A 24132-nucleotide genomic window follows, 5' to 3' on the forward strand; every position below is an offset into this window, starting at 1 on the left:
GCTCCTACAGGGATTGGGTAGGAGCTGGCGAATTGGCGGTTCATTTCACCGCGCCGAAGGACAAACCGCGCACCAGCTGTTTCTGGCTGATCCAGCCAAAGATCAGGATCGGCGCGCAGGCCAGGGTCGAGACGGCCGACAATTTGGCCCAGAACAAACCTTCCGGGCTGGAGTAAGAGGCGATCAACGCCGTCAGTGGCGCGGCTTTGGAAGAGGTGAGATTCAGCGACCAGAAGGCCTCGTTCCAGCACAGGATCAGCGACAGCAGCACGGTGGACGCCAGGCCGCCCTTGGCAATCGGCAGCAGCACGCGGACCATTTCCTGCCAGAGCGTGGCGCCATCCAGGCGTGCGGCTTCGAGGATGTCGCGAGGGATGTCCTTGAAGTAGGTGTAAATCATCCAGACCACGATGGGCAGGTTGATCAAGGTGTAGATGATGATCAACGCGGTGCGCGTGTCCAGCAGGCCAAACTGCTTGGCCAGCAGGTAGATCGGCATCAGCACGCCCACTGGCGGCAGCATCTTGGTGGAGAGCATCCACAACAACGTGCCTTTGGTGCGCTGGGTTTCATAGAACGCCATGGAGTAGGCCGCCGGCACCGCGATCAGCAGGCACAGGGCGGTGGCGCTGAAGGAAATCACCACCGAGTTCCAGGCGAAGCTGAAGTAGTTGCTGCGCTCGTTGATGTGCAGGTAGTTCTCCAGCGTGGGCGCGAAGATGAACTGCGGTGGCGTGGCGAACGCGTCGATTTCGGTCTTGAAGCTGGTCAGCACCATCCAGAAGATCGGGAAGAAGATCAGGATCGCGATGGCCCAGGCCAACGTGCCCAGCAGCAGGCTCTGCAGGCGACGGGATTGTTGAAGAGTCATGGCGACGGCCTCAATGCTTGTCGGTGAGGTTTTTGCCGATCATCCGGACCAGGATGATGGCGGCGATGTTGGCAATGACCACGGCGATCAGGCCACCGGCCGAAGCCATGCCGACGTCGAACTGCACCAGTGCCTGGTTGTAGATCAGGTAGGCAAGGTTGGTGGAGGCGTAGCCGGGGCCACCGTTGGTGGTGGTGAAGATCTCGGCGAACACCGACAACAGGAAGATGGTCTCGATCATCAGCACCACGGCAATCGGGCGGGCCAGGTGCGGCAGGGTCAGGTGCCAGAAGATCGCGATCGGCCCGGCACCGTCCAGGCGGGCGGCTTCTTTCTGTTCCTGGTCCAGCGACTGCATGGCGGTCATCAGGATCAGGATCGCGAACGGCAGCCATTGCCAACTCACGATGATGATGATCGACAGCAGCGGGTAATGCGCTAGCCAGTCCACTGGCTGGGCGCCGAACAGTTTCCATACCGAGGCGAGGATGCCCGAGACCGGGTGGAAGATCAGGTTCTTCCAGATCAGCGCGCCGACGGTGGGCATGATGAAGAACGGCGAGATCAGCAGGACACGGACGATGCCGCGACCGAAAAACTCACTGGCCTCCAGCAGCGCGCTGATCAACACCCCCAGCACGATACTGATCAGCAGCACGCTGCCCACCAGCAACAGGGTATTGGTGGCGCCGGGTATGAACCCCGAATCGGTCAGGAAATAGGTGAAGTTCTCCAGCCCGACGAATTGGTTTTCGCCGGGGTAGAGCAGGTTGTAGCGGATCAGCGAGAAGTAGACGGTCATGCCCAGCGGCACGATCATCCACAGCAGCAACAAGGCCACCGAAGGACTGACCAGGAACCAACCGGGGTTCGCCAGGCGGATCTTGCGTGCCGGAGGGGCAATCTCGACGGGGGCTTTGGCAGTTGTTGTTGAGCTATTCATGAGTGCTTACTCTTATGCGACGCATTCCCTGTGGCGAGGGAGCTTGCTCCCGCTGGACCGCGCAGCGGGCCCATGCCGATAGGCAATCCTCTCGATCGCCAGGGCGGGCTTCGCCCGCCAGCGGGAGCAAGCTCCCTCGCCACAAATGGATATTTACAAGCCTTTACTTGGGATACCCAGCGCGTTTCATCTCGCGTTCGGTGGTGGACTGCGCGGCGGTCAACGCCTGGTCCACGGTTTGCTGGCCGGTCAGCGCGCCCGAAAAGAACTTGCCCACTTGGGTGCCGATGGCCTGGAACTCGGGAATGGTCACCAACTGGATGCCGATGTAGGGCACAGGCTTGAGGGTAGGTGATTTCGGGTCGGCGACTTTCAACGACTCCAGCGTCACCTTGGCAAATGGCGCGGCCTTCATGTACTCATCGCTGTAGGTCGAGGCACGGGTGCCTGGCGGTACGTTGGCAATGCCGTCGGTCTTGGCGACCAGTTGGCTGTATTCCTTGGACGTCGCCCAGGTGGTAAAGACCGTGGCCGCTTCCTTGGCTTTGGAGCTGGTCGGGATGGCCAGCGACCAGGAGTACATCCACGAAGTGCCTTTGTCGGTTTTTTCGTGGGGGGCGAAGGTGAATCCAACGTGATCGGCCACCTTGCTCTGGGTCTTGTCGGTGACGAACGAACCGGCAACGCTGGCATCCACCCAGATCGCGCATTTACCGCTGTTGAACAGCGCCAGGTTTTCGTTGAAGCCGTTGCTGGATGCGCCCGGCGGGCCGGATTTCTTCATGTTGTCGACGTAGAAATTGAGTGCCTCTTTCCACTCGGGCCCATTGAATTGCGGCTGCCATTTTTCATCGAACCAGCGCGCGCCATAACCGTTGGCCAAGGTGGTGATGAGCGCCATGTTCTCGCCCCAACCGGCCTTGCCCCGCAGGCACAGGCCATATTGTTCCTTGGATTTGTCGGTGAGTTTTTCGGCGAACTCACCGATCTGGGTCCAGGTCGGGTGTTCGGGCATCGTCAGCCCGGCGTCCTTGAACAGGTCGGTGCGGTAATAGGTGATCGAGCTTTCGGCATAGAACGGCAGGGCGTACAGCGAGCCTTTGACTGACAAGCCATCGCGCACGGAAGGGAAGACGTCGTCCAGGTCGTAGGAAGCCGGCAGGTCTTTCATCGGCTCCAGCCAGCCCTTGGCACCCCAGAGTGCAGCTTCGTACATGCCAATGGTCAGCACGTCGAACTGACCGCCTTGGGTGGCGATGTCGGTGGTCAGGCGCTGGCGCAGGACGTTTTCTTCGAGCACCACCCAGTTGAGCTTGATGTCCGGGTGCTCGGCCTCGAAGGTTTTCGAGAGCTTTTGCATGCGGATCATGTCGCTGTTGTTGACGGTGGCAATGGTGAGGGTCTGTGCGCCGAAACTGACGCTGCTGAGGGTCATGCAGGTGGAGACAAGCAGAGCTTTTACCGAAGGTTTCATCGCGCACTCCTTTTCCGCGCCCAGAAGGCTGCAGAAGGACAGTTATTGTTTTTGTGTCTTCCGGATGAAGGGAAGAATGTGCGCTGATTACAGCCCTCAATGGACGGCATGACAAATCATCCGTCGCACTTGTGCTGATACTATTTTGCACTGGATAGGAGTTGTGGCGATGGAAGTTATCTGTGGGAGCAAGGCTTGCCCGCGATGCAGGCGTCTCGGTTCCCCAAGAGACCGCGTCATCTTCATCGCGGGCAAGCCTTGCTCCCACATTGAATCCCGTCACAGAAATGATTCGAGATTCTCAGCCCTGGTTCTGCTCGGTCAACCGTTGCACCGCCAGCCGCCGGTAGTGGGAAGGGGTCATGCCCTTGAGCTGCTGGAAACGCCGGTTGAAATTGGAGATGTTGTTGAAACCGGATTCAAAGCACACGTCTGTCACCGGTTTGTCGCCGTCGGCCAGCAACTCGCAGGATTTGCTGATGCGCAGGCGATTGACGAATTCAATGAAGCAGCGGCCAGTGGCCTGCTTGAACACGCGGCTGAAATAGGTGGGTTTCATGCCCAGGTGCTCGGCCACTTCTTCCAGGGACAGTTCCCGGGCGTAATGGGCGAAGATGTAGTCCACCGCGCGGTTGGTGCGGTCGATGCTGTGTTCGTCCGCCGCTTGCGGCGCGGTCGCGCCGGAAAGCAGTTGATAGTCGTCCGTGGCGGCCAGCAGCTCCATCAGGATGAAAAAATGCCCCAGGCGGCTCATGCCCTGGGAATCGGCGATACGCTGCATCAGGATCATGGCTTGGCGAATGGTGCGCTTGCAGCGGAATTCGATGCCGTACTGGGCGCGTTCGAGCAGCGGGGCGACCGTCTTGAGTTCGGCGAATACCTGGTGACCGCTTTCGAACAGCTCGTCGGTGAAGTTCACCAGCATGTCGCGCTTGGGCACCACTTCGTCCTCGGCCACCTGGCTGATCCAGTTGTGGGGCAAGTTGGGGCCGGTGAGGAACAGCGACTGGGGATAGAAGTTGCCGATGTAGTCGCCAATGAACACCTTGCCGGAACTGGCGACGATCAAGTGCAGTTCGTATTCCTTGTGGAAATGCCAGCGCACCAGCGGGCAGGGAAAGCCGTGCTGACGGTAGATGATGGACAACCCGTTATGGTCGTCCATCAACTCGTAGGAGGGGTCAGTGATTCTGGCTGTTCGGGTCATGGGCCTGGCGCTTTTATTGTTATCGCCGTTGGATAATGCCCCCTTCGCCAGGCAGGTGCCACTCTGACGTCTAAGCGTTGCGGTTTTTTTCTTCGATCCACTGGGACATGTATTGGGTGCTTTTGTGCTGGTGGTGACGCAGCATGCTGCCGGTGAAATTGTCCCGGCGCCGTTGTGCCAGGTCCGCCCGGCAAGCGTTGATGCTGTCGATCAGCGCCGGGCCGTGCACCTGTTGACGGTAGCGGTTCGCCAGTAAAGCGAGGCCTGCATCCTGGGCCTGGGTCCAGCGCGCCTGGTCGTTGTACAACTGCACTGCCGCGCTGGCGATGCCTTCGGCACTCTGGGCAATCGCGCCGGGCCAGGGCATGTCGCCGTGCATGGCTTCGGCCCCCACGGGTGTGGTGACGTTGGGGGTGCCGCAGAGCATGGCATCGATCAGCTTGCCCTTGATGCCAGCGCCGAAACGCAGCGGCGCCAGGCAGATGCGTGCCGCCGACATCACCTGCAAGGCGTCCTCGGCCCAGTTCATGATATGAAAGCCCTGGGCCGGGTTGTGCAGCGCGGCGGCCTTGGGCGGGGTGTAGGCGCCGTACAGGTGCAGCTGCGCGCCGGGCAATTGTTGGCGGATCAGTGGCCAGATGGCGTTTTTCATCCAGAGCACGGCGTCCCAGTTCGGCGCGTGGCGAAAGTTGCCGATGCTCAGGAAATGCGCCCGGTCTTCGAACGGCACCGACTGTTCGTCGGGCAGGTCCAGCATCAACGGGCACCAGTGCAACAGGTTGCGGGGCAACTTGAAGTGTTCCACCAACAGTTCGATTTCAACCTCGGACACCATCAGGTTGAGGTCGCAGCGATACAGTGCCGCGATTTCCCGCTTGGCCAGGTCGGTGTCGGCCATCCGCTGGAACTCCTCGCCCAGGGGCGGGGCGAAGAGGTCGCTGAAATCCTGGCAAGACTCATCGCGCTTCAGGCGGTCCTTCAAGCGCTGATGCCGGGCGTGGCGCAGGCTCTGCAAATCTGACGTCTCCAGTACCCGCAGGGCGCCGGGGCAGTGCTTCTCGACCCGCCAGCCGAACTGTTCTTCCATCATGAATTGGTCAAACAGCACGATGTCCGGCGCAAGCGTGCTGATGAAGGCGTCGAAGCTGCTGTCATTGAGTTCGATCGGCACTTCACGGATACCCAGCGCGAGCAGGTCGGCACGCTGCTCGCCGGGACCCGCCGGACTGCTGAAGGTGATGTCCCAGCCTTGCCCGAGGAACGTCTCCAGTATCTGCATGACGTGCCCGCTGGCAGCCGACGAGCGCGGCTCGGGCCAGACATAGCCGATAACCAGGACCTTGGTGGCGCAGGGGGAATGCATGAGCAGGGAGTTCCTCGAAGCGAATCAGGCGCCGTCGGCGCGCGGGGCGCCGATAGTGACCAAGAATCGGCCGGGGCTCAAGCAAGAATGCGTTTGACCTTGTCCCGTAATTGATCGATGGAGAAGGGCTTGCCAATCACCGACATGCCGTCAGGCACATCGATGCTTTCGGCATAACCGCTGGCAAACAGCACAGGCAGCTGTGGCCGCACGGCCCGGGCCTGTTTCGCCAATTCGCGCCCGTCCATGACCGGCAGGCCGACGTCGGTCATCATCAGTGCGATGGGCTGCGCGTCGTTGCGCAAAAATGCCAGCGCCTGCTCACAACCGTCCGCCTCCAGGACCCGGTATTCCAACTCCTCCAGTACGTCGACGATCAACATCCGCACGATGTCATCGTCTTCGACGACCAGGATGGTGGACGGGGTGGCGGGAGGGGGGGTGGACATAGTAGACATTCTCGAAGAAGGGAACGGGAGGGAGGCTCGAAAAAAAAAGCCTCTTTCATGAGTCTCTTTCATGAGCCTCTTTTATGAGTAAGCTGCGAGGCGGCACAAGTTCCCAAGGTTGTACAAGAAAGGATCTATAGTACAAGAGCTGACAAGGATAGTCGCTTCCTTGCTATAAGGTAGATCGTCGCGGGACTTGCGCCTTTGACTCGTCAGATAATGTGGATCCAAGTACCGTTTTTCGGGCAAACTCCACGGTTTTCAACTGTCCACCAAGGCCCTTTCCATGATTCCTTCGTCTTCGGTCGACGAGCAAAGTTTTCGCAAGCTTCTGAGCCGCAATATCAGCCTGCCGCTGGGCATAGGCGCCCTCAGCGCGGCGTTTTTCATCATCCTTATCACGTACCTGCTGTCGGTGTTCCAATGGGTCGGGCATACCGACCGGGTGATCAATAATGCCAACGAAGCGTTCAAGCTGAGCGTGGATCTGGAAACCGGCATGCGTGGCTTTCTCTTGAGCGGTGACGAGCATTTCCTCGACCCCTATGAAGTCGCCAAGCCCAGGATTGCCGTTGTGCTGGACACACTGTTGGAATTGACAGCCGACAACCCCGTCCAGACCGACCGTCTGCACAAGATACAAGCACTCCAGGCCGAGTGGGCCAATTACGCCCAGGACATGATCGACCTGCAACGCACCAGCGGCGATTACCGGGGAGCGTTGAAGGCCGGGCGCGGCAAGCGCCTGACCGACGAGATTCGCCAGTCTTTCGAAGACATTGTCGCGACCGAGCAGCAACTGCGTGCGGCGCGCAATGAGGAGGTGCGTACCACCACGATCTGGAGTATCGCCCTGTACCTGCTGTTCGTTGCCGCAGTCAGTGGGTTGCTGGCCTACGTCGGCCGCCGGGATCTGTTGAGCCTGTCCGAGAGCTACAGCGCCAGCTTGAAAGTCCAGCAACGCAGCGCCTTGCACCTGGAGAAGCAGGCCTGGTTACGCAATGGCCAGACACTGCTGGCCGAGCAGGTCCTGGGGCAGTTGTCGCTGAACCTGTTGGGCCGCAACATCCTGCAGTTCTGTGCCAAGTACCTGGGCGTCGCTGTCGCTGCGCTTTATGCGCGCGAAGAAAATGGAGTCCTCAGGCGCGTTGCCACCTACGGTCTGTCCCGGGAGGACGAAGAGCAACAGCAGGTGATCGTCGCCGGCGAAGGCATCGCCGGCCAGGCCGTGCAGCAGGGGCGCCTCATCCGCCTGGACGACGTGCCGGACGATTACCTGAAAGTCAGCTCCGGATTGGGGCAAGGTCTGCCCAATAGCGTGCTGGTGGCACCCACCAGTGACGATGACCGGATCAACGGTGTCATCGAGCTGGGTTTCTTGCGGCCATTGACCGAGCGCGACATCGAGCTGCTGGAGCTGATTTCCGGCAATATCGGCACCTCCATCGAAGCCGCCCGTTATCGCCAACGCCTGCAGGAAGTGCTGGCCGAAACCCAGCAGTTGAACGAAGAACTGCAAGTGCAGCAGGAAGAGCTCAAGACCGCCAACGAGGAACTGGAGGAGCAGTCGCGCATCCTCAAGGAGTCCCAGGCCCACCTGGAAGCCCAGCAGCAGGAACTGGAGCAGACCAACGAGCAATTGGCCGAACAGCGCGACGCCATGGACCACAAGAACAGCGAGCTGAACCTGGCCCAGATCCAACTGCAGGAGCGCGCCGAAGAACTGCAGCGTTCGAGCAAGTACAAATCCGAGTTCCTGGCCAACATGTCCCACGAGCTTCGTACACCGCTCAACAGCTCGCTGATTTTGTCCAAGCTGCTGGCGGAAAACCCGCAGCAGAATCTCAGCGAGGAGCAGGTCAAGTTTGCCGAGTCGATCTACTCCGCCGGCAACGACCTGTTGAACCTGATCAACGATATTCTCGACATCTCCAAGGTCGAGGCCGGAAAGCTGGAAGTACGCCCGGAAAACACCAGCGTGCAGCGTCTGGTGGAAGGACTGCGGGCCATGTTCGAGCCGTTGGCAGCCGACAAGGGCCTGGGTTTCGAGGTCCAGCTGTTGCCTGATGCGCCGGCAATGCTCTACACCGACCGCCAGCGCCTGGAACAGGTGGTCAAGAACCTGTTGTCCAATGCCGTGAAGTTCACCGAGCAAGGCACCGTCAGCCTATCGGTGGCCGGGCAGCCGGGCTCGGGCATCGCGTTCATGGTGCGCGACTCCGGGATCGGCATCGCCGCCGATCAGCAGCAGAGCATCTTCGAAGCGTTCCGCCAGGCCGATGGCACGACCAACCGTCGTTATGGCGGTACCGGCCTGGGGTTGTCGATTTCCCGGGACCTGGCCACGTTGCTGGGCGGCTCGATCTCCGTTTCCAGCGAGCCGGGGAAGGGCAGCGTATTTACGCTGGTATTACCTGAACGTTACGTCGAGCCTGGAGACTCGCCGATGGAACCGATGACGTTCACCCCGACGGCCACCGCGCCAGCGCCGGCTGCGTCAAAAGTCGCATCGGCGCCGCTGATCGCTGAAGTGGATACGCCGATTGCCCGATTTGCCGACGACCGCGACAAGGCGCCGTTCGACACCCGATGTATCCTGGTGATCGAAGACGAGCCCAAGTTCGCCCGGATCCTGTTCGACCTGGCCCATGAGCTCGGTTACGGGTGCCTGGTGGCCCACGGTGCCGATGAAGGCTTCGACCTGGCATTGCAACTGGCGCCCGACGCGATCCTGCTGGACATGCGCCTGCCGGACCACTCCGGGCTGACCGTGTTGCAGCGGCTCAAGGAGCGGGCCGAAACCCGGCACATCCCGGTGCACGTGATTTCCGTCGAAGACCGCGTCGAAGCGGCCATGCACATGGGGGCCATCGGCTATGCCGTCAAGCCGACCACCCGCGAAGAACTCAAGGATGTATTCGCTCGCCTGGAAGCCAAGCTGACCCAGAAGGTCAAGCGGGTGCTGCTGGTGGAGGACGATGACCTGCAGCGCGACAGCATTACCCGCCTGATCGGCGACGATGACATCGAGATCACCGCCGTTGGCCTGGCCCAGCAAGCCCTGGACCTGCTGCGGACCAACGTCTACGACTGCATGATCATCGACCTCAAGTTGCCGGACATGCTTGGCAATGACCTGCTCAAGCGCATGTCCAGCGAAGACATCTGTTCCTTCCCGCCGGTGATCGTCTACACCGGGCGCAACCTGACCCGCGACGAAGAGGTCGAACTGCGCAAGTATTCACGCTCGATCATCATCAAGGGCGCCCGCTCGCCAGAGCGCCTGCTGGATGAAGTGACACTCTTTCTGCACAAAGTCGAATCCCGGTTGTCCCATGAACGGCAGCGGATGCTCAAGACCGCCCGCAGCCGCGACAAAGTGTTTGAAGGCCGCAAGGTGCTGCTGGTGGATGACGATGTGCGCAACATCTTTGCCCTGACCAGTGCCTTGGAGGCGAAGGGGGCGATCGTTGTCATCGGCCGTAACGGCCTGGAGGCGATCGATCGCCTGAACGAATTCGACGACATCGACCTGGTGCTGATGGATGTCATGATGCCGGAGATGGACGGTTTCGAAGCCACCGCGCTGATCCGCAAGGACCCGCGCTGGCGCAAGCTGCCCATCATTGCCGTGACGGCCAAGGCGATGAAGGATGATCAGGAACGCTGCCTGGCGGCCGGTTCCAACGACTACCTGGCCAAGCCGATCGATCTGGATCGTCTGTTCTCGCTGATTCGCGTGTGGTTGCCGAATATGGAAAGAATTTAGTGGAACGTGACACTGACATTGAAATTCGTCTGTTGATCGAAGCGATCTACCTCAAGTACAGCTACGATTTTCGCGATTATTCCGGTGCGTCCATCAAGCGCCGGGTCCACCATGCGCTGAGTCAGTTCGAGTGCAGGACCATTTCGGCACTGCAGGAGCGCGTGCTGCACGACCCGGGAGCGTTCATGCAGTTGCTGCAATTTCTGACGATTCCCGTCAGCGAGATGTTTCGCGACCCCTCGCATTTCCTGGCAATCCGCGAAGAAATCGTGCCGCTGCTCAGGACGTATCCTTCGATCAAGATCTGGATCGCCGGTTGCAGCACGGGGGAAGAGGTTTATTCCATGGCGATTCTGCTGCGCGAAGAAGGCCTGCTGGACCGTACCTTCATCTATGCTACCGATATCAATCCGCACTCGTTGGATAAAGCCAAACAGGGGATTTTTTCCCTGGAAAACGTGCGCGCCTATACCCAGAACTACCAGAATGCCGGAGGCCGGCGCTCGTTTGCCGATTACTATACCGCCGCCTACGATTATGCGATGTTCGACAAAACCCTGTGCGAGAACGTGACCTTTGCCGATCACAGCCTGGCGACCGACAGTGTCTTTTCAGAAACTCAGTTGATTTCCTGTCGTAACGTATTGATATATTTCAATAAGAAACTACAAGATCGTGCATTTGGACTGTTTCATGAGTCCCTTTGTCACCGTGGTTTCCTGGTACTGGGCAGTAAGGAAACGTTGGATTTCTCGGCTTACGGCCATCGATTCGAGCCGTTGGTCAAACAGGAACGGATCTATCGCAAGTTATGAACCAGACGAAGGACAGATCCAACCCGCCCATCGAAGCCATTGTCGTCGGTGCGTCGGCCGGTGGTGTCGACGCGCTGCTCAGGGTGTTCGGACACCTGCGCAGAGGCTTTGGCGTGCCGATCCTGGTGGTATTGCATTTGCCGGATGAGCGCGACAGTCAACTGGCCCACGTATTCGGACATCGTCTGGCGGTGCCGGTGGAGGAAGCCCGGGACAAGCAAGACATCATGCCGGGAACCTTGTATGTCGCCACGCCTGGCTATCACTTGTCGGTCGAAGCTGACCGTAGCCTGTCGTTGAGCCTGGAAGAGCCGGTGCATCACTCGCGGCCGTCCATCGATGTGTTGTTTGAATCGGCCGCCGATGTCTACGGCCAGAAATTGCTGGCCGTGGTGCTGACCGGCGCCAACAATGATGGCGCCTGGGGCTTGGCCAAGGTCAGGGCGGCGGGAGGAATCACGGTGGTCCAGGACCCCGATGAGGCCCAGGTCTCGACCATGCCCGAAGCGGCGCTGGCCCTTCACGACCCCGACCATATCCTTACTTTGCAAGGCATCGGCCAATTGCTGGCCGGGCTGGAATGAACTACATGCCAAGAGATATTCAAGCCAAACTGCTGATCGTCGATGATCTGCCTGAGAATCTGTTGGCCCTGGAAGCGTTGATCAAGGGGAGTGACCGCGAGGTCTTCAAGGCCCAGTCGGCGGACGAAGCGTTGTCGCTGCTGCTGCAACACGACTTTGCCCTGGCGATTATCGATGTGCAGATGCCGGAGATGAACGGGTTCCAACTGGCCGAGCTGATGCGCGGCACGGAGAAGACCCGCAGCATTCCCATCATCTTCGTCAGTGCCGCTGGCCGTGAACGCAACTATGCCTTTACCGGGTATGAAAGCGGAGCGGTGGACTTCCTGCACAAGCCGCTGGACACCCAGGCGGTCAAAAGCAAGGTCAATGTATTCGTCGAGTTGTACCGCCAACGAAAGGCCATGAAGGAGCAGGTCGTAGCCCTTGAGCAGAGTCGCCGCGAGCAGGAGGTCCTGTTGCAGCAACTGGAGGCCACTCGCGGCGAACTGGAGCAAGCGGTGCGCATGCGTGATGACTTCATGTCCATCGTTGCCCATGAGGTGCGCACGCCCCTCAATGGTCTGATTCTCGAGACACAACTGCGCAAGATGCACCTGGCCCGGGACAACGCCGCAGCCTTCAGCCTGGACAAGGTGCGGGCGATGGTCGAACGTGACGAGCGGCAGATCAAGAGCCTGATCCGACTGATCGAAGACATGCTGGATGTTTCGCGGATTCGCACCGGCAAGCTGTCGATCCGTCCGACCCGCCTCAACTTGACGGCATTGGTGGAAAACCTGCTGCACAATTTCCAACCGCAGATCGCCGTCGCCGAATGCTCGTTGACCTGCTTGGCCGAACCGTCGGTGGAGGGGCTTTGGGATGAGTTTCGTATCGAGCAGGTGGTCTCGAACTTGTTGACCAATGCGTTGCGCTACGGCGGCAAGGGCCCGATCGAGGTGCGCGTCTACAAGACGCCCGACCACGCCTGTATCGAGGTCCAGGATCACGGCATCGGCATCAGCGAGGAGAACCAGAAACGGATCTTCCAGCAGTTCGAGCGCGTATCGTCCAAGGCGGCCGCTGCCGGCCTTGGGCTTGGGCTGTTCATTTCCGAGCAGATTGTCACGGCCCATGGCGGGACGATCACGGTCAACAGCCGCCTTAACGAAGGGGCGTTGTTTCGTGTTTGCCTGCCTTTGCAGAAAACTGTCTTGGACAAAACCGCCGAACAGACGCAACCTCTGAGAGACCCCAAGGTCGTATCAGCAGCTATTGATCGAACGAAGGCTTCTCATGAGTGAAGATGCGCAAGATGTTGTATTGATCGTCGAGGATGACCCGTCGATCCTGATGGTGTTATCGGCTTACCTGTCTGGCGAGGGATACCGGGTGCTGCAGGCCGAAAACGGTGCCCAGGCGTTCGAGATCCTGGCGAGCAAGCCTCATCTGGACATGATGATTACCGATTTCCGCCTGCCGGGTGGTATCTCCGGGGTGCAGATCGCCGAGCCTGCGGTCAGGTTGCGTCCCGAGCTGAAGGTCATTTTCATCAGTGGCTACGCCCAGGAAGTGCGCGACACTGACAGCCTCCTTGCCCGCGAGGCGCCGATCCTGGACAAGCCGTTTGACCTGGATGAGCTGCAGAGCATCATGCAGTCGATGTTGTCGTAGGTTTTTAGAAGGCTTGTTTGGATTGGGCAAGCTTGTGTAGAGCATGACTTGTGAGGGGCGCACGGCTATTTGAAGCGAGCAGCCTTGCTCCCACAGAATCAGGGACCTTCCCACAGAATCAGGGAGCCGCCCGCAGAGTCAAACGGTCTGGATCATCTCCCGCACCTTGGCCGTCAATAGATCAAACGTGAACGGCTTGGTGATCATCTGCATCCCTGGGTCAAGGAAGCCGCCGCGTACCGCGGCATGTTCCGCGTAACCGGTGATGAACAGTACCCGCAGGTCCGGGCGGATCTGCCGGCCTATTTCCGCCAGTTGCCGGCCATTCATGCCGGGCAGGCCCACGTCGCTGATCAGCAGGTCGATGCGTTGGCCTGACTGCAGGATCGGTACCGCGCCGTTGGCGTCGGCCGCTTCCACAAAGGCATAGCCCAGCTCGCTCAATACCGCGCTCACCAGCACTCGCACCGCGGGATCGTCCTCGACGATCAACACGGTCTCACCGTCCTGCGCATAGGGTGCGTTTGGGGTGGTGACCTGAGGTTCGCGTATTTCTTCACCGCGAAAGCGCGGCAGGTAAAGGTTCACGGTGGTGCCTTTGTCGACTTCGCTGTCGATGGTCACATGGCCACGCGATTGCTTGCTGAACCCATAGATCATCGACAGGCCCAGCCCGGTGCCCTGGCCGATTGGCTTGGTGGTGAAGAACGGGTCGAACGCGCGACCGATGATCGCTTCGGGCATGCCGCAGCCGCTGTCCTGCACGCTCAGTACCACATAGTCGCCGGGTGCCAGATTGGTGTAGGCATCGGTGAAATCGGCGTCCAGGTGCTGATTGCAGGTCTTCACCACCAGGTTCCCACCGTTGGGCATGGCATCCCGGGCGTTGAGGACCAGGTTGAGCAGGGCGCTTTCCAGTTGGTTGGGATCGGCTTCGGCGACCCAGAGCTGTTCGTCCAGCTGCATGTCCAGGCGGATGCTTTCGTTGAGGCTGCGTTGCAGCAGCTCGCCCATGGACAGCACCAGGGTGTTCATCTGGACGGCCTTGGAGTCCAACGATTGCCGACGGGAAAACGCCAGCAGGCGATGGGTCAGGCCTGCGGCGCGGTTGGCCGAGGTCACGCCCAGGTCGATCAGGCTGTCCAGGTCCTCGGTGCGGCCACGGGCCAGGCGTCGGCGCAGCAGTTCGAGGCTGCCGATGATCCCGGTAAGCATATTGTTGAAGTCGTGGGCAATACCGCCGGTGAGTTGGCCGACCGCTTCCATTTTCTGTGACTGGCGCAGGGCTTCTTCGTTATGGCGCAACTGGGCGGTGCGTTCTTCCACTTGCTGCTCAAGGGTTTCAAGGGTGGTTTGCAGGCGCAGTTCGCTGTTGCTGAGATCGATCAGGCGGTCGCGGGCTTCGTACTGCCTTCGACGGCCTCGCAGGGCGGTGGTCACCAGGCTGATCAGGGTCACTGGATGGAACGGTCGCTCCAGAAAAGTCACGTTGCCCAGTTGCGTACCGATACGCGCCGCCGGGTCCTGTTCCGGGCCGCCATGGTGGGTGAGCAAGACAATGGGCAGGTCAGACCAGGCCGGCTGCTGCTCGATGTGCAGGAACAGCGCTTCCAGATCAGCCCCCACCAAGGCCTCCGAGGAAATCACCAGCAGGCCGGCACCTTTTTCCAATTCTTCGCACAAATGGCCCAGATGATGGCAAACGAGGCCGGCGAAACCGGCTTCGTTGAGGATCATCAAGGCGATCTGGCTGTCCCGTCCCAGCGGCGCGAGGATCAGCGTTCGCTCGGGCAGGGGCTCGACCAGGGTCACCGGTGTTCATCCTTGAGCAGCGGGTTGCTCTCGCCCATGTACGTGGGAACCCCTCGCAGGACGCCCTGGAAGGCCTCAAGCGGCTCGCCGATGGTCATGCCCGACCCGTTGATGCGGTATTCGCGGATGGTCGACTCATGGCTGCCCGTGCGTTTCTTGATGATGGAAATCGCCCGGCGAACCTTGCCCACTGCCTCGAAATAACGCAATAGAATCACCGTGTCGGCCAGGTAAGTAATGTCCACGGGCGCCTGCATGTCGCCGACCAGACCGTGCTGTGCAACCGTCATGAAGGTCGCCGCGCCCTTGCGGTTGAGATAGAGCAACAATTCATGCATGTGCAGCACCAGGGCGTTCTCCTCCGGCATGGCCGCCTGATAGCCATTGATGCTGTCGATGACCACGGTCTTGATGTCACCCTCATCGACACAACGGCGCACGCGGTAGGAGAACTCGCCGGGGGACAGCTCGGCGGCGTCTACTTGTTCGATCAGCAGGTTGCCGGTCTCTTGCAGGGCCTGCAGATCGATGCCGATGTTTTTCATGCGCTCGAACAGCAAGCCCAGTTCTTCATCGAAGATGAACAGCGCGGCCTTCTCCCCGCGGTGCACGGCGGCGGCGGCAAAAATCAGCGCTATCAGCGACTTGCCGGTCCCTGCCGGGCCCAGGATCAACGTGCTGGAGCCGGTCTCGATACCACCGCCCAGCAGCGCATCCATCTCGTCGATGCCGCTGGAGAGTTGCTGACGCAGGTAGCGGCCGCGGTGTTCGGCGGCCACCAGGCGTGGGAAGACGTGTACGCCGTCGCCCATGATGGTGAAGTCATGGTAACCGCCACGGTATTTCTGCCCGCGATACTTGACCACCCGGATCCGGCGCCGTTCGGCGCCATAGTTGGGGGTCAGTTCCTCCAGGCGAATCACCCCGTGGGCGACGCTGTGCACGGTTTTGTCCAGAGACTCGGTGGTCAGGTCGTCGAGTAACAGGACCGTGGCATCGTAGCGCACGAAGTAGTGCTTGATCGCGAGGATCTGGCGACGATAGCGCAAGGAGCTTTGCGCCAGCAGGCGAATCTCCGACAGGCTGTCGAGCACCACCCGGGTTGGCTTGACCCGTTCGACCACTTCGAAGATCTGTCGGGTCGCTTCGCCCAGTTCCAGGTCCGAGGAGTACAGCAGGCTCTGCTGGTGCTCGGCATTGAGCAGGCTTTCGGGCGGGGTCAGTTCGAAAATATGAATGTTGTCGTCCAGCGTCCACCCGTGGGAGGTTGCGCCCTGACGCAGTTCACGCTCGGTTTCCGATAGCGTGATGTATAACGAGCGCTCGCCAGCCTTGGCGCCGGCCAACAGAAAATGCAGCGCGACCGTGGTCTTACCAGTCCCCGGTTCCCCCTCGAGCAGGAACACATGGCCGCGGGACAAACCACCGGAAAGGACGTCGTCAAGTCCTTCGATGCCGGTGGCGGCTTTTGCACTGATCAACTCGTTAGATGTAGACAAAAATAGCCCTCTCATGACTAGGGAAGTGGGCAGCAGGCGGGGTAACGCCTGAATTTAACTGCCTGAACACTTGACCTTTGGCGGTGATGGCGGTTCCGCTTACATCGATAAAACGAGGTGTACTGCACAACTTTGGTAGGCGCTGTGTAGGAGCTGTCGAGCGAAGCGAGGCTGCGATCTTTACCAAGCCCATCGAATGACAAGCGAACACTCGAACTCTCTAGATCAAAAGATCGTCAGAACGCGGCCCGAGCCTTCGGCAGCTCCTACAGGCCTTGTTGCAGCGCCGGGTCGTCAGGGTTCAACTGTTCAAGTTGCGCCTGCAGGATCTGAACATTCTGCAACTGACCGGTCTCCTTCCAGTAGTTGATCAGCAATACCCGCGCCTTGCGATCGGCGGGGTAGCGCTGGACGATTTCCTGCAGCTGTTTCTGCGCTGCTTCCACTTCCTGCTCGGCATGCAGGGTAGTCGCCAGGTCATAGCGGTAATGGCGGTTCTCGGGGTCCAGTTCCACAGCTTTTGCCAAGCCGAGCACGGCATACTCGTTCTGGCCGTGTTGCAGCAGCCACATGCCCAGCGCATGTTGCAGATAGGCCGACGCTGGCTGGGCTTTCAACTGTCGGGCGAGCAATAGTCGCGCGGCTTCGCCCTGGCCTTGTTTGTCCAATACTTCGATCTGCATGACCAGCGCCGGCAGGTTGTCCGGTTGCAGGCGCAAGGCCTGCTCAAGCGCCAGTTGGGCTTTCTTCAATGCGCCGTTGTGCAGGTGCAGCCGAGCGAGCTGGAAGTAGGACTCAGCGGTTTTCGGCGCGTCTTCGAGTACCTGCTCCCAGGTGTCGATGGCTAACTGCATCGCCCCGAAATACAGGCCGAGGTCATCCGGGGAGAGGCCCAGCAGCGCATTCACGGCGGCGAATCGGACATTCTGGTCGTCATCATCCAGGAGCGGGCCGAGCAACAGGCTGCGCTGACCTGTCGGCACCAGCCCGACGATGCTGCCAATGGCGGCCCGACGCACGTCCGGCGATTCGCTGTGCAGATCCGCATCCGCCAGCTTCAGGGCTTGGGGGCTGGGGTAGTTGGGCAGTTCGGCGTGCAGCCATATGCGGCGCTTGGGCGACAGGTCTGGACGCCCCAGTTGCTGGTAAAGCATCCGCGCCGCCCCAGGCTGCCCGTTGCGGGCGCTTCCCAAGGCTTCACTGTAGCCACGCTTGATCGCTTCCGGGATCTGCGGCGTGGTGCTGCGCAGCCATACCGCGACAAGACCAATCACCAACAGGACACAGAGGCTGAGGAGCAGATAGCGGCGGCGAGACGAAGACATGCAGGTAATCCATAACCAGGAGCGTGAAATGCCGCAAGCTTCGGTCAGGTGGGGGCTTGAGTCAAACTCTGTGAAGCCTCTCATGCACCCAGAGTAAGCTTGCCCGAGTCAATGTGGGAGCATGGCTTGCCCGCGATGAGGGGGGTATCAGCAATGCAACTGACACACTGCTATCGCGAGCAAGCTTTGCTCCCACAGGGCACTCCCACAGGAGGAGGTCGAGGTTAGCGCCAGCCGAAAAAAAGCCCCGCGTCCAAATGAGAAGCGGGGCAAAAATTTGGCTGGTTGCGGCCAACCAAAGGAGCTCGGTTGAGAAGGGGGTCAGTTGCTGGCAACGGTCTCCGGTTTCCAGCCGCCGCCCAGGGCCTTGTAGATCGCGACGATGCCGCGGTACAGGTCCACTTCGGCCTGGGCCTGGGTGTCTTCGGCGGCCAGGCGTTCGCGCTGGGCGTCGAGCAGCACGAGGAAGTCCACAGTGCCTTCGCGGTAGCGAATCTCGGCCAGGTCGGCGGCGGCACGGCTCGATTCACTCTGGCGGATCAGCGAGATCAGCCGTTGTTGGCGCTTGCCGTAGTCACTGAAGGCGTTCTCCGATTCTTCCAGGGCCAGCAGCACTTGCTGTTCGTAGGTCGCCAGGGCGCCGTCCGCCTCGGCGTCGGCACCGCGCAAGCGCGCCCGCACGCTGCCCAGGTCGAAAGCCGCCCAGGTAATGCTCGGGCCCAGCGCCCAGGCGTTGGCCGCCGAGGAGCCGATCTGCGAGCCGCGTCCAGCCGTGAAGCCCAGGAAACCGCTCAGGCTGACCCGTGGGAACAGATCGGCCTTGGCCACGCCTATGCGCGCCGTGGCAGCGGCCAGTTGGCGTTCGGCACTGAGGATGTCCGGACGCCGTTGCAGCAGTTCACCCGGGTCGCCGATGGGCAGGGCCTTGGCGATGGCCGGCAACTGTTTCGGGCTCAGGTCCACGCTGAGTTTGTCCGGACGCTCGCCCAGCAACGTGGCGATGCGATTGCGTTGGCGCACCTGTTCAGCCTGCAGTTGCGGCACGCTGGCCTCGACCGAGGCCAGGCGGGCATCGGCACGCACCACATCGAGCTGATCGCCGACGCCGGCATCACGCAGGCTTTCGGTGATCTTGCGCGAATCCTGCTGGTTCTTGAGGTTCGCCAGAGCAATTTTTTCCCGCAGTTGCGCGCCGCGCAACTGACCGTAGGCATCCACCAATTCGGCGATCATCGTCACCTGCAATTGATAGAGATCGGCTTCGGCGGCCTGCTGATCGGCGTCGGTGGCTTCCAGGTTGCGTTGGATGCGTCCGAACAAGTCCAGCTCCCAGGCCATGTCCAGGCCCAGGTCGTAACGCTCGGTATTGACCCGGTCGGTGGTCTGCCCCGGGATCTGGCCTTTGCCCAGGTTGCTGCTGGCACGGCTGGTGATGGTCGGCATGGCGTCATTGCTGGCGTCATCGCGAATCGCCCGGGCGGCCCGCAGACGGGCGAAAGCCACGCGCAACTCGCGGTTGCCTTCCAGGGATCGGGTCACCAACGCGTTGAGGGTCGGGTCGTCGAACTGCTGCCACCAGATGCCTTCGAAACGGGCACGGTCGAAATTCTTCTGGCCGGCGGCGCCGTCGGTGGCGGTGGTGATATTCGCCGCCTCCGTTTGTGGGGCCTTGTAGTCCGGGCCCACGGCGCAGGCACTCAAGGCCAACGCCAGCAGGCTCGGCACGAACGCTTTCAAACTCATTGTTGCGCCTCCAGTTTCAAAGCCCGGGCCGCCTTGCGGGCCTCGCTGCGCTCGACGAAGTTGCGGATCAGTACATAGAACACAGGGGTGAGCAGCAGGCCGAAGAAGGTTACGCCCAGCATCCCGGAGAACACCGCTACACCCATGGCATGGCGCATTTCCGCACCGGCGCCGCTGGAGAACACCAGGGGCACCACGCCCATGATGAAGGCGAAGGAGGTCATCAGGATCGGCCGCAGACGCAGACGGCACGCTTCCAGCACCGCCGCCAGCGGATTCAGGCCCTCGAGCTGTTTATCCTTGGCGAACTCGACGATCAGGATTGCGTTCTTGCACGCAAGGCCTACCAGTACGATCAAGCCGATCTGGGTAAAGATGTTGTTGTCGCCGCCGGAGAGAATCACCCCGGTAATTGCCGACAGCAGGGTCATCGGTACGATCAGGATCACCGCCAATGGCAGGCTCCAGCTTTCGTACTGTGCCGCGAGCACCAGGAACGCCAGCAGTACGCAGAGCGGGAACACGAACAGCGCGGTGTTGCCCGAGAGGATCTGCTGGTAGGTCAGATCGGTCCACTCGTAGGTCATGCCGTTGGGCAGTTCGTCCTTGAGCAGTTTCTCGATGGCTTTTTCAGCCTGGCCGGAGCTGTAGCCCGGGGCGGCGGCACCGTTGATTTCAGCGGTGATGAAGCCGTTGTAGTGCATCACACGGTCTGGCCCCGAGGTATCGCTGACCTTGATGAAGGTCGCCAGCGGGATCATCTCGCCACGGTTGTTGCGCACCTTGAGCTGGCCGATCTGGTCCGACTCGAGGCGGAACTGCTGCTCGGCCTGGACGTTGACCTGGTAGGTACGGCCGAAGCGGTTGAAGTCGTTGGCATACAGCGAGCCCAGGTAGATCTGCAAGGTGTCGAAAATGTCGCTGACGGCCACGCCATGGGTCTTGGCTTTTTCACGGTCGATGGCGGCATCGACCTGGGGCACGTTCACGGTGTAGCTGGTGAACAGTCCGGCCAGTTCCGGCACGTTGTGGCTCTTGGCGATGATGTTCATGGTTTCTTTGTACAGCTCGTCGTAGCCCAGGTTGCCCCGGTCTTCGATTTGCAGGCGGAAACCACCGATCGTGCCCAGGCCCTGTACCGGCGGCGGCGGGAAGATCGCCATGTAGGCTTCCTGGATCTCCGAGAACTGGCCGTTCAAGGCACCGGCGATGGCGCCGGCCGACATGCTCGGGTCCTTGCGCTCGTCGAAGGGCTTGAGGGTCACGAACACGATGCCGGCGTTCGGGCTGTTGGTGAAACCGTTGATCGACAGGCCCGGGAAGGCCACGGCGCTTTCAACGCCCGGTTGCTTGAGGGCCAGGTCGGACATGCGCTTGATCACGTCTTCGGTACGATCCAGGCTCGCGGCGTCCGGCAGTTGGGCGAAGGCCACCAGGTATTGCTTGTCCTGGCCAGGCACAAAGCCAGTCGGCGTGGTGGAAAAACCGAAGAAGGTCAGCACCATCAGGCCTGCATAGAGCACCAGCGCGATGCCGCTGCTACGAATCACCCGGGCGACGGTGCCCACATAACCATGACTGGCACGCTCGAAGAAGCGGTTGAACGGACGGAACAGCCAGCCGCCGAATACCTTGTCCAGCAACCGCGAGAAACGGTCCTTGGGCGCGTCATGGCTCTTGAGCAGCACCGCGGCCAGCGCCGGCGACAGGGTCAGGGAGTTGAACGCCGAGATCACGGTCGAAATCGCAATGGTCAAGGCGAATTGTTTATAGAACTGCCCGGTCAAGCCACTGATGAATGCCGCCGGAACGAAGACCGCGCACAGCACCAGGGCGGTGGCGATGATCGGGCCGGTCACTTCGCTCATGGCGCGCTTGGTGGCCTCCACCGGCGTGAGCCCGAGACCAATGTTTCGTTCGACGTTCTCCACCACCACGATCGCATCGTCCACCACGATACCGATCGCCAGTACCAGGCCGAACAGCGACAGGGCGTTCAACGAGAAGCCAAACAGGTGCATCACCGCGAACGTACCGATCAGCGAAACCGGTACCGCCACCAATGGAATGATCGAGGCGCGCCAGGTCTGCAAGAACAGGATCACCACCAGCACCACGAGAATCAGTGCTTCGAACAGGGTGTGCACCACCGCTTCGATGGAGCCACGGACGAAGATCGTCGGGTCATAGACGATGCTGTAGTCCATCCCGGCCGGGAAGCCCTTCTTCAACTCTTCCATCTTCTGGCGGACGTCGTTGGAGATCTGGATGGCGTTGGAGCCCGGACGCTGGAAGATCGGGATCGCCACCGCCGGCTGGTTGTCCAGCAGCGAACGCAGGGCGTATTGGCTGGAACCCAGTTCGACCCGGGCGATGTCCTTCAGGCGAGTGATCTCACCGTTGGCGCCGGAACGAACGATGATGTTCTCGAACTCTTCCTCATTCACCAGGCGACCCTGGGTGTTGATCGACAGCTGGAAAGCCTGGGCATTGGGCGCTGGCGGCGCACCCAGGGCGCCGGCAGCCACCTGGCGGTTCTGTTCGCGGATCGCGTTGACCACGTCGGTGGCAGTCAGGTTGCGCGAAGCCGTCTTGTTCGGATCCAGCCAGACTCGCAGCGAGTAGTCGCCCATGCCGAACAGTTGCACATCACCCACACCACCCAGGCGCGCCAGCTCATCCTTGATGTTGAGCAGGGCGTAGTTGGACAGGTAGAGCATGTCGTAGCGTTTGTCCGGCGAGGTCAAGTGCACGACCATGGTCAGGTCGGGCGAGGCCTTGTCCACCGTGATACCGATCCGGGTCACCTCTTCCGGCAGCTTGGGCTCGGTCCGGGTGACGCGGTTCTGCACCTGCACCTGGGCGTTATCCAGGTCGGTGCCCAGGGCGAAGGTGATGGTCAGGGTGATCTTGCCGTCGGCGGTGGACTGCGAGGACATGTACAACATGTTCTCGACACCGGTGATGGCTTGCTCCAGGGGCGCGGCCACGGTTTCGCCGATGACCTTGGGGTTGGCGCCCGGGAAGTTGGCGCGCACGACCACGGTCGGCGGCACGACTTCCGGGTATTCGCTGATCGGCAACTGGAACAGCGAGATGGCGCCGGCGATCAGGATCAGCAGCGAAAGCACCGCTGCGAAGATCGGCCGCGAAATGAAGAACTGGGAAAATTTCATCTTGGATTCAGTCCCTTAACCGCGTGGGGTCGCAGCGGCCAACTTGCCTGCCGAGTCTGACGCGGCCTTGGACGGCGCGACTTGGGGCAGGTTGCTGGCTTCGAGCGCTTTTCGTTGTTGTGCCAGGGCGGCGATGGTTTCTTCACTGGCCATCGGCACGGTTTCAGGCGTGACCGGCGAACCGGGGCGAGCCCGTTGCAGCCCTTTGACGATGATGGTGTCGTCCTTGCTCAGGCCGTTGCGCACGATGCGCAGTCCTTCGATCTTCGGCCCCAACTCGACGGCGCGGTAGGCCGGCTTGTTGTCGGCGTCCATCACCAGTACGAACTTCTTGCCCAGGTCGGTGCCCACGGCTTCGTCATTGATCAGCACGGCGGAATAAGTGCCGCTGCCCACCAGTTTCAGTCGGGCATACAGCCCTGGGGTGTAGGCGCCGTCCTTGTTGTCGAACACGGCGCGGCCACGGATGGTGCCGGTCTGCGGGTTGACCTGGTTGTCGATGAAATTCATGTGGCCCAGGTGCGGGTTGCCGTCCTCATTGGACAGGCCCATATAGACCGGCGTGGCCTGGCCGCGCTTGCCCTGGCGGGCAAGTCGGGTGTACTTGAGGAAGACGCGTTCGTCGGCATCGAAGTAGGCGTAGACCTTGTCGGTGGAAACCACGCTGGTGAGCGGGGTGACGTCTGCAGTCACCAGGTTGCCGGCGGTGATATCCGCCCGGCTGACGCGACCGCTGATGGGCGAGGTCACCCGGGTGAAGCTCAGGTTCAGCTTGGCCAGGTCCAATTGTGCCTGGATAGCCGCGGCGGCGGCCCGGGCTTCCTGGGCGGCGCTGGTACGCGAGTCGGCCAGTTCGGCGGAAATGGCGTTGCTCAAGCGCAGGCGTTCACCACGCTGGGCTTCGTTCGCGCTGCGGGTGGCGGTGGCGCGAGCCTGGGCCAGTTGGGCTTCGAGGCGACGTACTTCAGCCTGGAAGGGGCGTGGGTCGATCTGGAACAACAGGTCGCCTTTCTTGACCAGCGCACCTTCGGTGAAGGCCACTTCGTCGATCTGCCCGGAGACCCGTGGGCGGATCTCGACGGTTTCCGGTGCTTCAAGGCGGCCGGTGAACTCATCCCATTCGTTGACAGGCTGCTCCAGCACCTTGGCCACACTGACTTTGGCCGGCGGCATGGACGCTGCCGTGTCGGGAGTCTTGCCGCAGGCGCTCATCACCAGCACCGCCAGCAGCGCGAGGGGAAAACGCAGTTTTGAAAGTGAATGTTCCATGGATAGCATCCGCCAATGTATTGAGAATGGGCGGATGATGCGTGGCACAAGGCAGAGGAACGAATCGAATGAAGCAAAGGTAACTATCATTCAGAATGATATAAGCCATCGATAAGGACTCTGGTCCGGCAATACGGTTCATTAGATGTGGAATTATTGTGGCGGGGGGATTTATCC

General features: G+C 60.8%; 17 protein-coding genes. 5 read left to right on the forward strand and 12 right to left on the reverse strand.

Annotation, left to right across the window (positions count from 1 at the left end):
* Window positions 1-40: 40 nt before the first annotated feature.
* From GFU70_RS12900 to GFU70_RS12925, 6 genes are all read right to left on the reverse strand, one after another.
* Window positions 41-871: a carbohydrate ABC transporter permease gene (locus GFU70_RS12900; protein ID WP_064106816.1), complete on the reverse strand. Its 831-nt coding sequence runs from the start codon at window positions 869-871 to the stop codon at window positions 41-43.
* A 10-nt stretch (window positions 872-881) separates the two neighbouring features.
* On the reverse strand, window positions 882-1814 hold the full coding sequence (locus tag GFU70_RS12905; RefSeq protein ID WP_058545841.1) for a carbohydrate ABC transporter permease: 933 nt from the start codon (window positions 1812-1814) through the stop codon (window positions 882-884).
* 163 nt (window positions 1815-1977) lie between these two features.
* Complete coding sequence (locus tag GFU70_RS12910; RefSeq protein ID WP_064106817.1) at window positions 1978-3288, reverse strand: ABC transporter substrate-binding protein; 1311 nt, start codon at window positions 3286-3288, stop codon at window positions 1978-1980.
* Between the two features lie 301 nt (window positions 3289-3589).
* Window positions 3590-4495 carry an AraC family transcriptional regulator gene (locus GFU70_RS12915; RefSeq protein WP_058545842.1) on the reverse strand — a complete coding sequence of 302 codons (906 nt, stop codon included), beginning with the start codon at window positions 4493-4495 and terminating at the stop codon, window positions 3590-3592.
* A gap of 70 nt (window positions 4496-4565) precedes the next feature.
* A complete protein-coding gene (locus tag GFU70_RS12920; protein ID WP_153388156.1) occupies window positions 4566-5858 on the reverse strand; it encodes a glycosyltransferase in 1293 nt (430 codons plus the stop codon).
* Between the two features lie 77 nt (window positions 5859-5935).
* Complete coding sequence (locus GFU70_RS12925; RefSeq protein ID WP_058545844.1) at window positions 5936-6307, reverse strand: response regulator; 372 nt, start codon at window positions 6305-6307, stop codon at window positions 5936-5938.
* 286 nt (window positions 6308-6593) lie between these two features.
* Here GFU70_RS12925 and GFU70_RS12930 point away from each other — a divergent pair, with 286 nt between their 5' ends.
* From GFU70_RS12930 to GFU70_RS12950, 5 genes are read left to right on the forward strand one after another with little or no spacing between them, the layout of a single operon-like run.
* Window positions 6594-10076, forward strand: coding sequence for a response regulator (locus GFU70_RS12930; RefSeq protein WP_153388157.1), 3483 nt, complete (start codon window positions 6594-6596; stop codon window positions 10074-10076).
* Window positions 10076-10891: a CheR family methyltransferase gene (locus GFU70_RS12935; RefSeq protein WP_058545846.1), complete on the forward strand. Its 816-nt coding sequence runs from the start codon at window positions 10076-10078 to the stop codon at window positions 10889-10891. The genes GFU70_RS12930 and GFU70_RS12935 overlap by 1 nt, the downstream gene beginning before the upstream one ends.
* Entirely contained in the window at window positions 10888-11475 is a 588-nt protein-coding gene (locus GFU70_RS12940) for a chemotaxis protein CheB (RefSeq protein ID WP_058545847.1), read from the forward strand. Before GFU70_RS12935 ends, GFU70_RS12940 begins: the two co-directional genes overlap by 4 nt.
* 5 nt (window positions 11476-11480) lie before the next feature.
* Window positions 11481-12761: a hybrid sensor histidine kinase/response regulator gene (locus GFU70_RS12945; RefSeq protein ID WP_153388158.1), complete on the forward strand. Its 1281-nt coding sequence runs from the start codon at window positions 11481-11483 to the stop codon at window positions 12759-12761.
* Window positions 12754-13131 carry a response regulator gene (locus tag GFU70_RS12950; RefSeq protein ID WP_058545849.1) on the forward strand — a complete coding sequence of 126 codons (378 nt, stop codon included), beginning with the start codon at window positions 12754-12756 and terminating at the stop codon, window positions 13129-13131. The genes GFU70_RS12945 and GFU70_RS12950 overlap by 8 nt, the downstream gene beginning before the upstream one ends.
* Window positions 13132-13269: 138 nt before the next feature.
* On the opposite strand, the gene GFU70_RS12955 is transcribed toward GFU70_RS12950, so the two are convergent.
* The 6 genes from GFU70_RS12955 to mexE all read right to left on the reverse strand — a co-directional run bounded on the left by GFU70_RS12955 (window position 13270) and on the right by mexE (window position 23955).
* The gene (locus GFU70_RS12955) at window positions 13270-14943 is read right to left on the reverse strand and encodes a response regulator (RefSeq protein ID WP_058545850.1); all 1674 of its coding nucleotides are present in this window, start codon (window positions 14941-14943) and stop codon (window positions 13270-13272) included.
* Complete coding sequence (locus tag GFU70_RS12960; RefSeq protein WP_058545851.1) at window positions 14940-16442, reverse strand: ATPase domain-containing protein; 1503 nt, start codon at window positions 16440-16442, stop codon at window positions 14940-14942. Before GFU70_RS12960 ends, GFU70_RS12955 begins: the two co-directional genes overlap by 4 nt.
* 266 nt (window positions 16443-16708) lie before the next feature.
* The gene (locus GFU70_RS12965) at window positions 16709-17767 is read right to left on the reverse strand and encodes a tetratricopeptide repeat protein (RefSeq protein WP_116642322.1); all 1059 of its coding nucleotides are present in this window, start codon (window positions 17765-17767) and stop codon (window positions 16709-16711) included.
* Window positions 17768-18088: 321 nt separating this feature from the next.
* Entirely contained in the window at window positions 18089-19510 is a 1422-nt protein-coding gene (locus GFU70_RS12970; RefSeq protein ID WP_058545853.1) for an efflux transporter outer membrane subunit, read from the reverse strand.
* Window positions 19507-22686 (reverse strand): efflux RND transporter permease subunit, encoded by a 3180-nt coding sequence (locus GFU70_RS12975; RefSeq protein ID WP_116642320.1) that lies wholly within the window; start codon window positions 22684-22686, stop codon window positions 19507-19509. Before GFU70_RS12975 ends, GFU70_RS12970 begins: the two co-directional genes overlap by 4 nt.
* Window positions 22687-22701: 15 nt before the next feature.
* On the reverse strand, window positions 22702-23955 hold the full coding sequence (gene mexE / locus GFU70_RS12980; protein ID WP_116642319.1) for a multidrug efflux RND transporter periplasmic adaptor subunit MexE: 1254 nt from the start codon (window positions 23953-23955) through the stop codon (window positions 22702-22704).
* Window positions 23956-24132 lie beyond the last annotated feature (177 nt).

Origin of the sequence: Pseudomonas brassicacearum (genome assembly GCF_009601685.2) — a bacterium.
GTDB lineage: Bacteria > Pseudomonadota > Gammaproteobacteria > Pseudomonadales > Pseudomonadaceae > Aquipseudomonas > Aquipseudomonas kilonensis_B.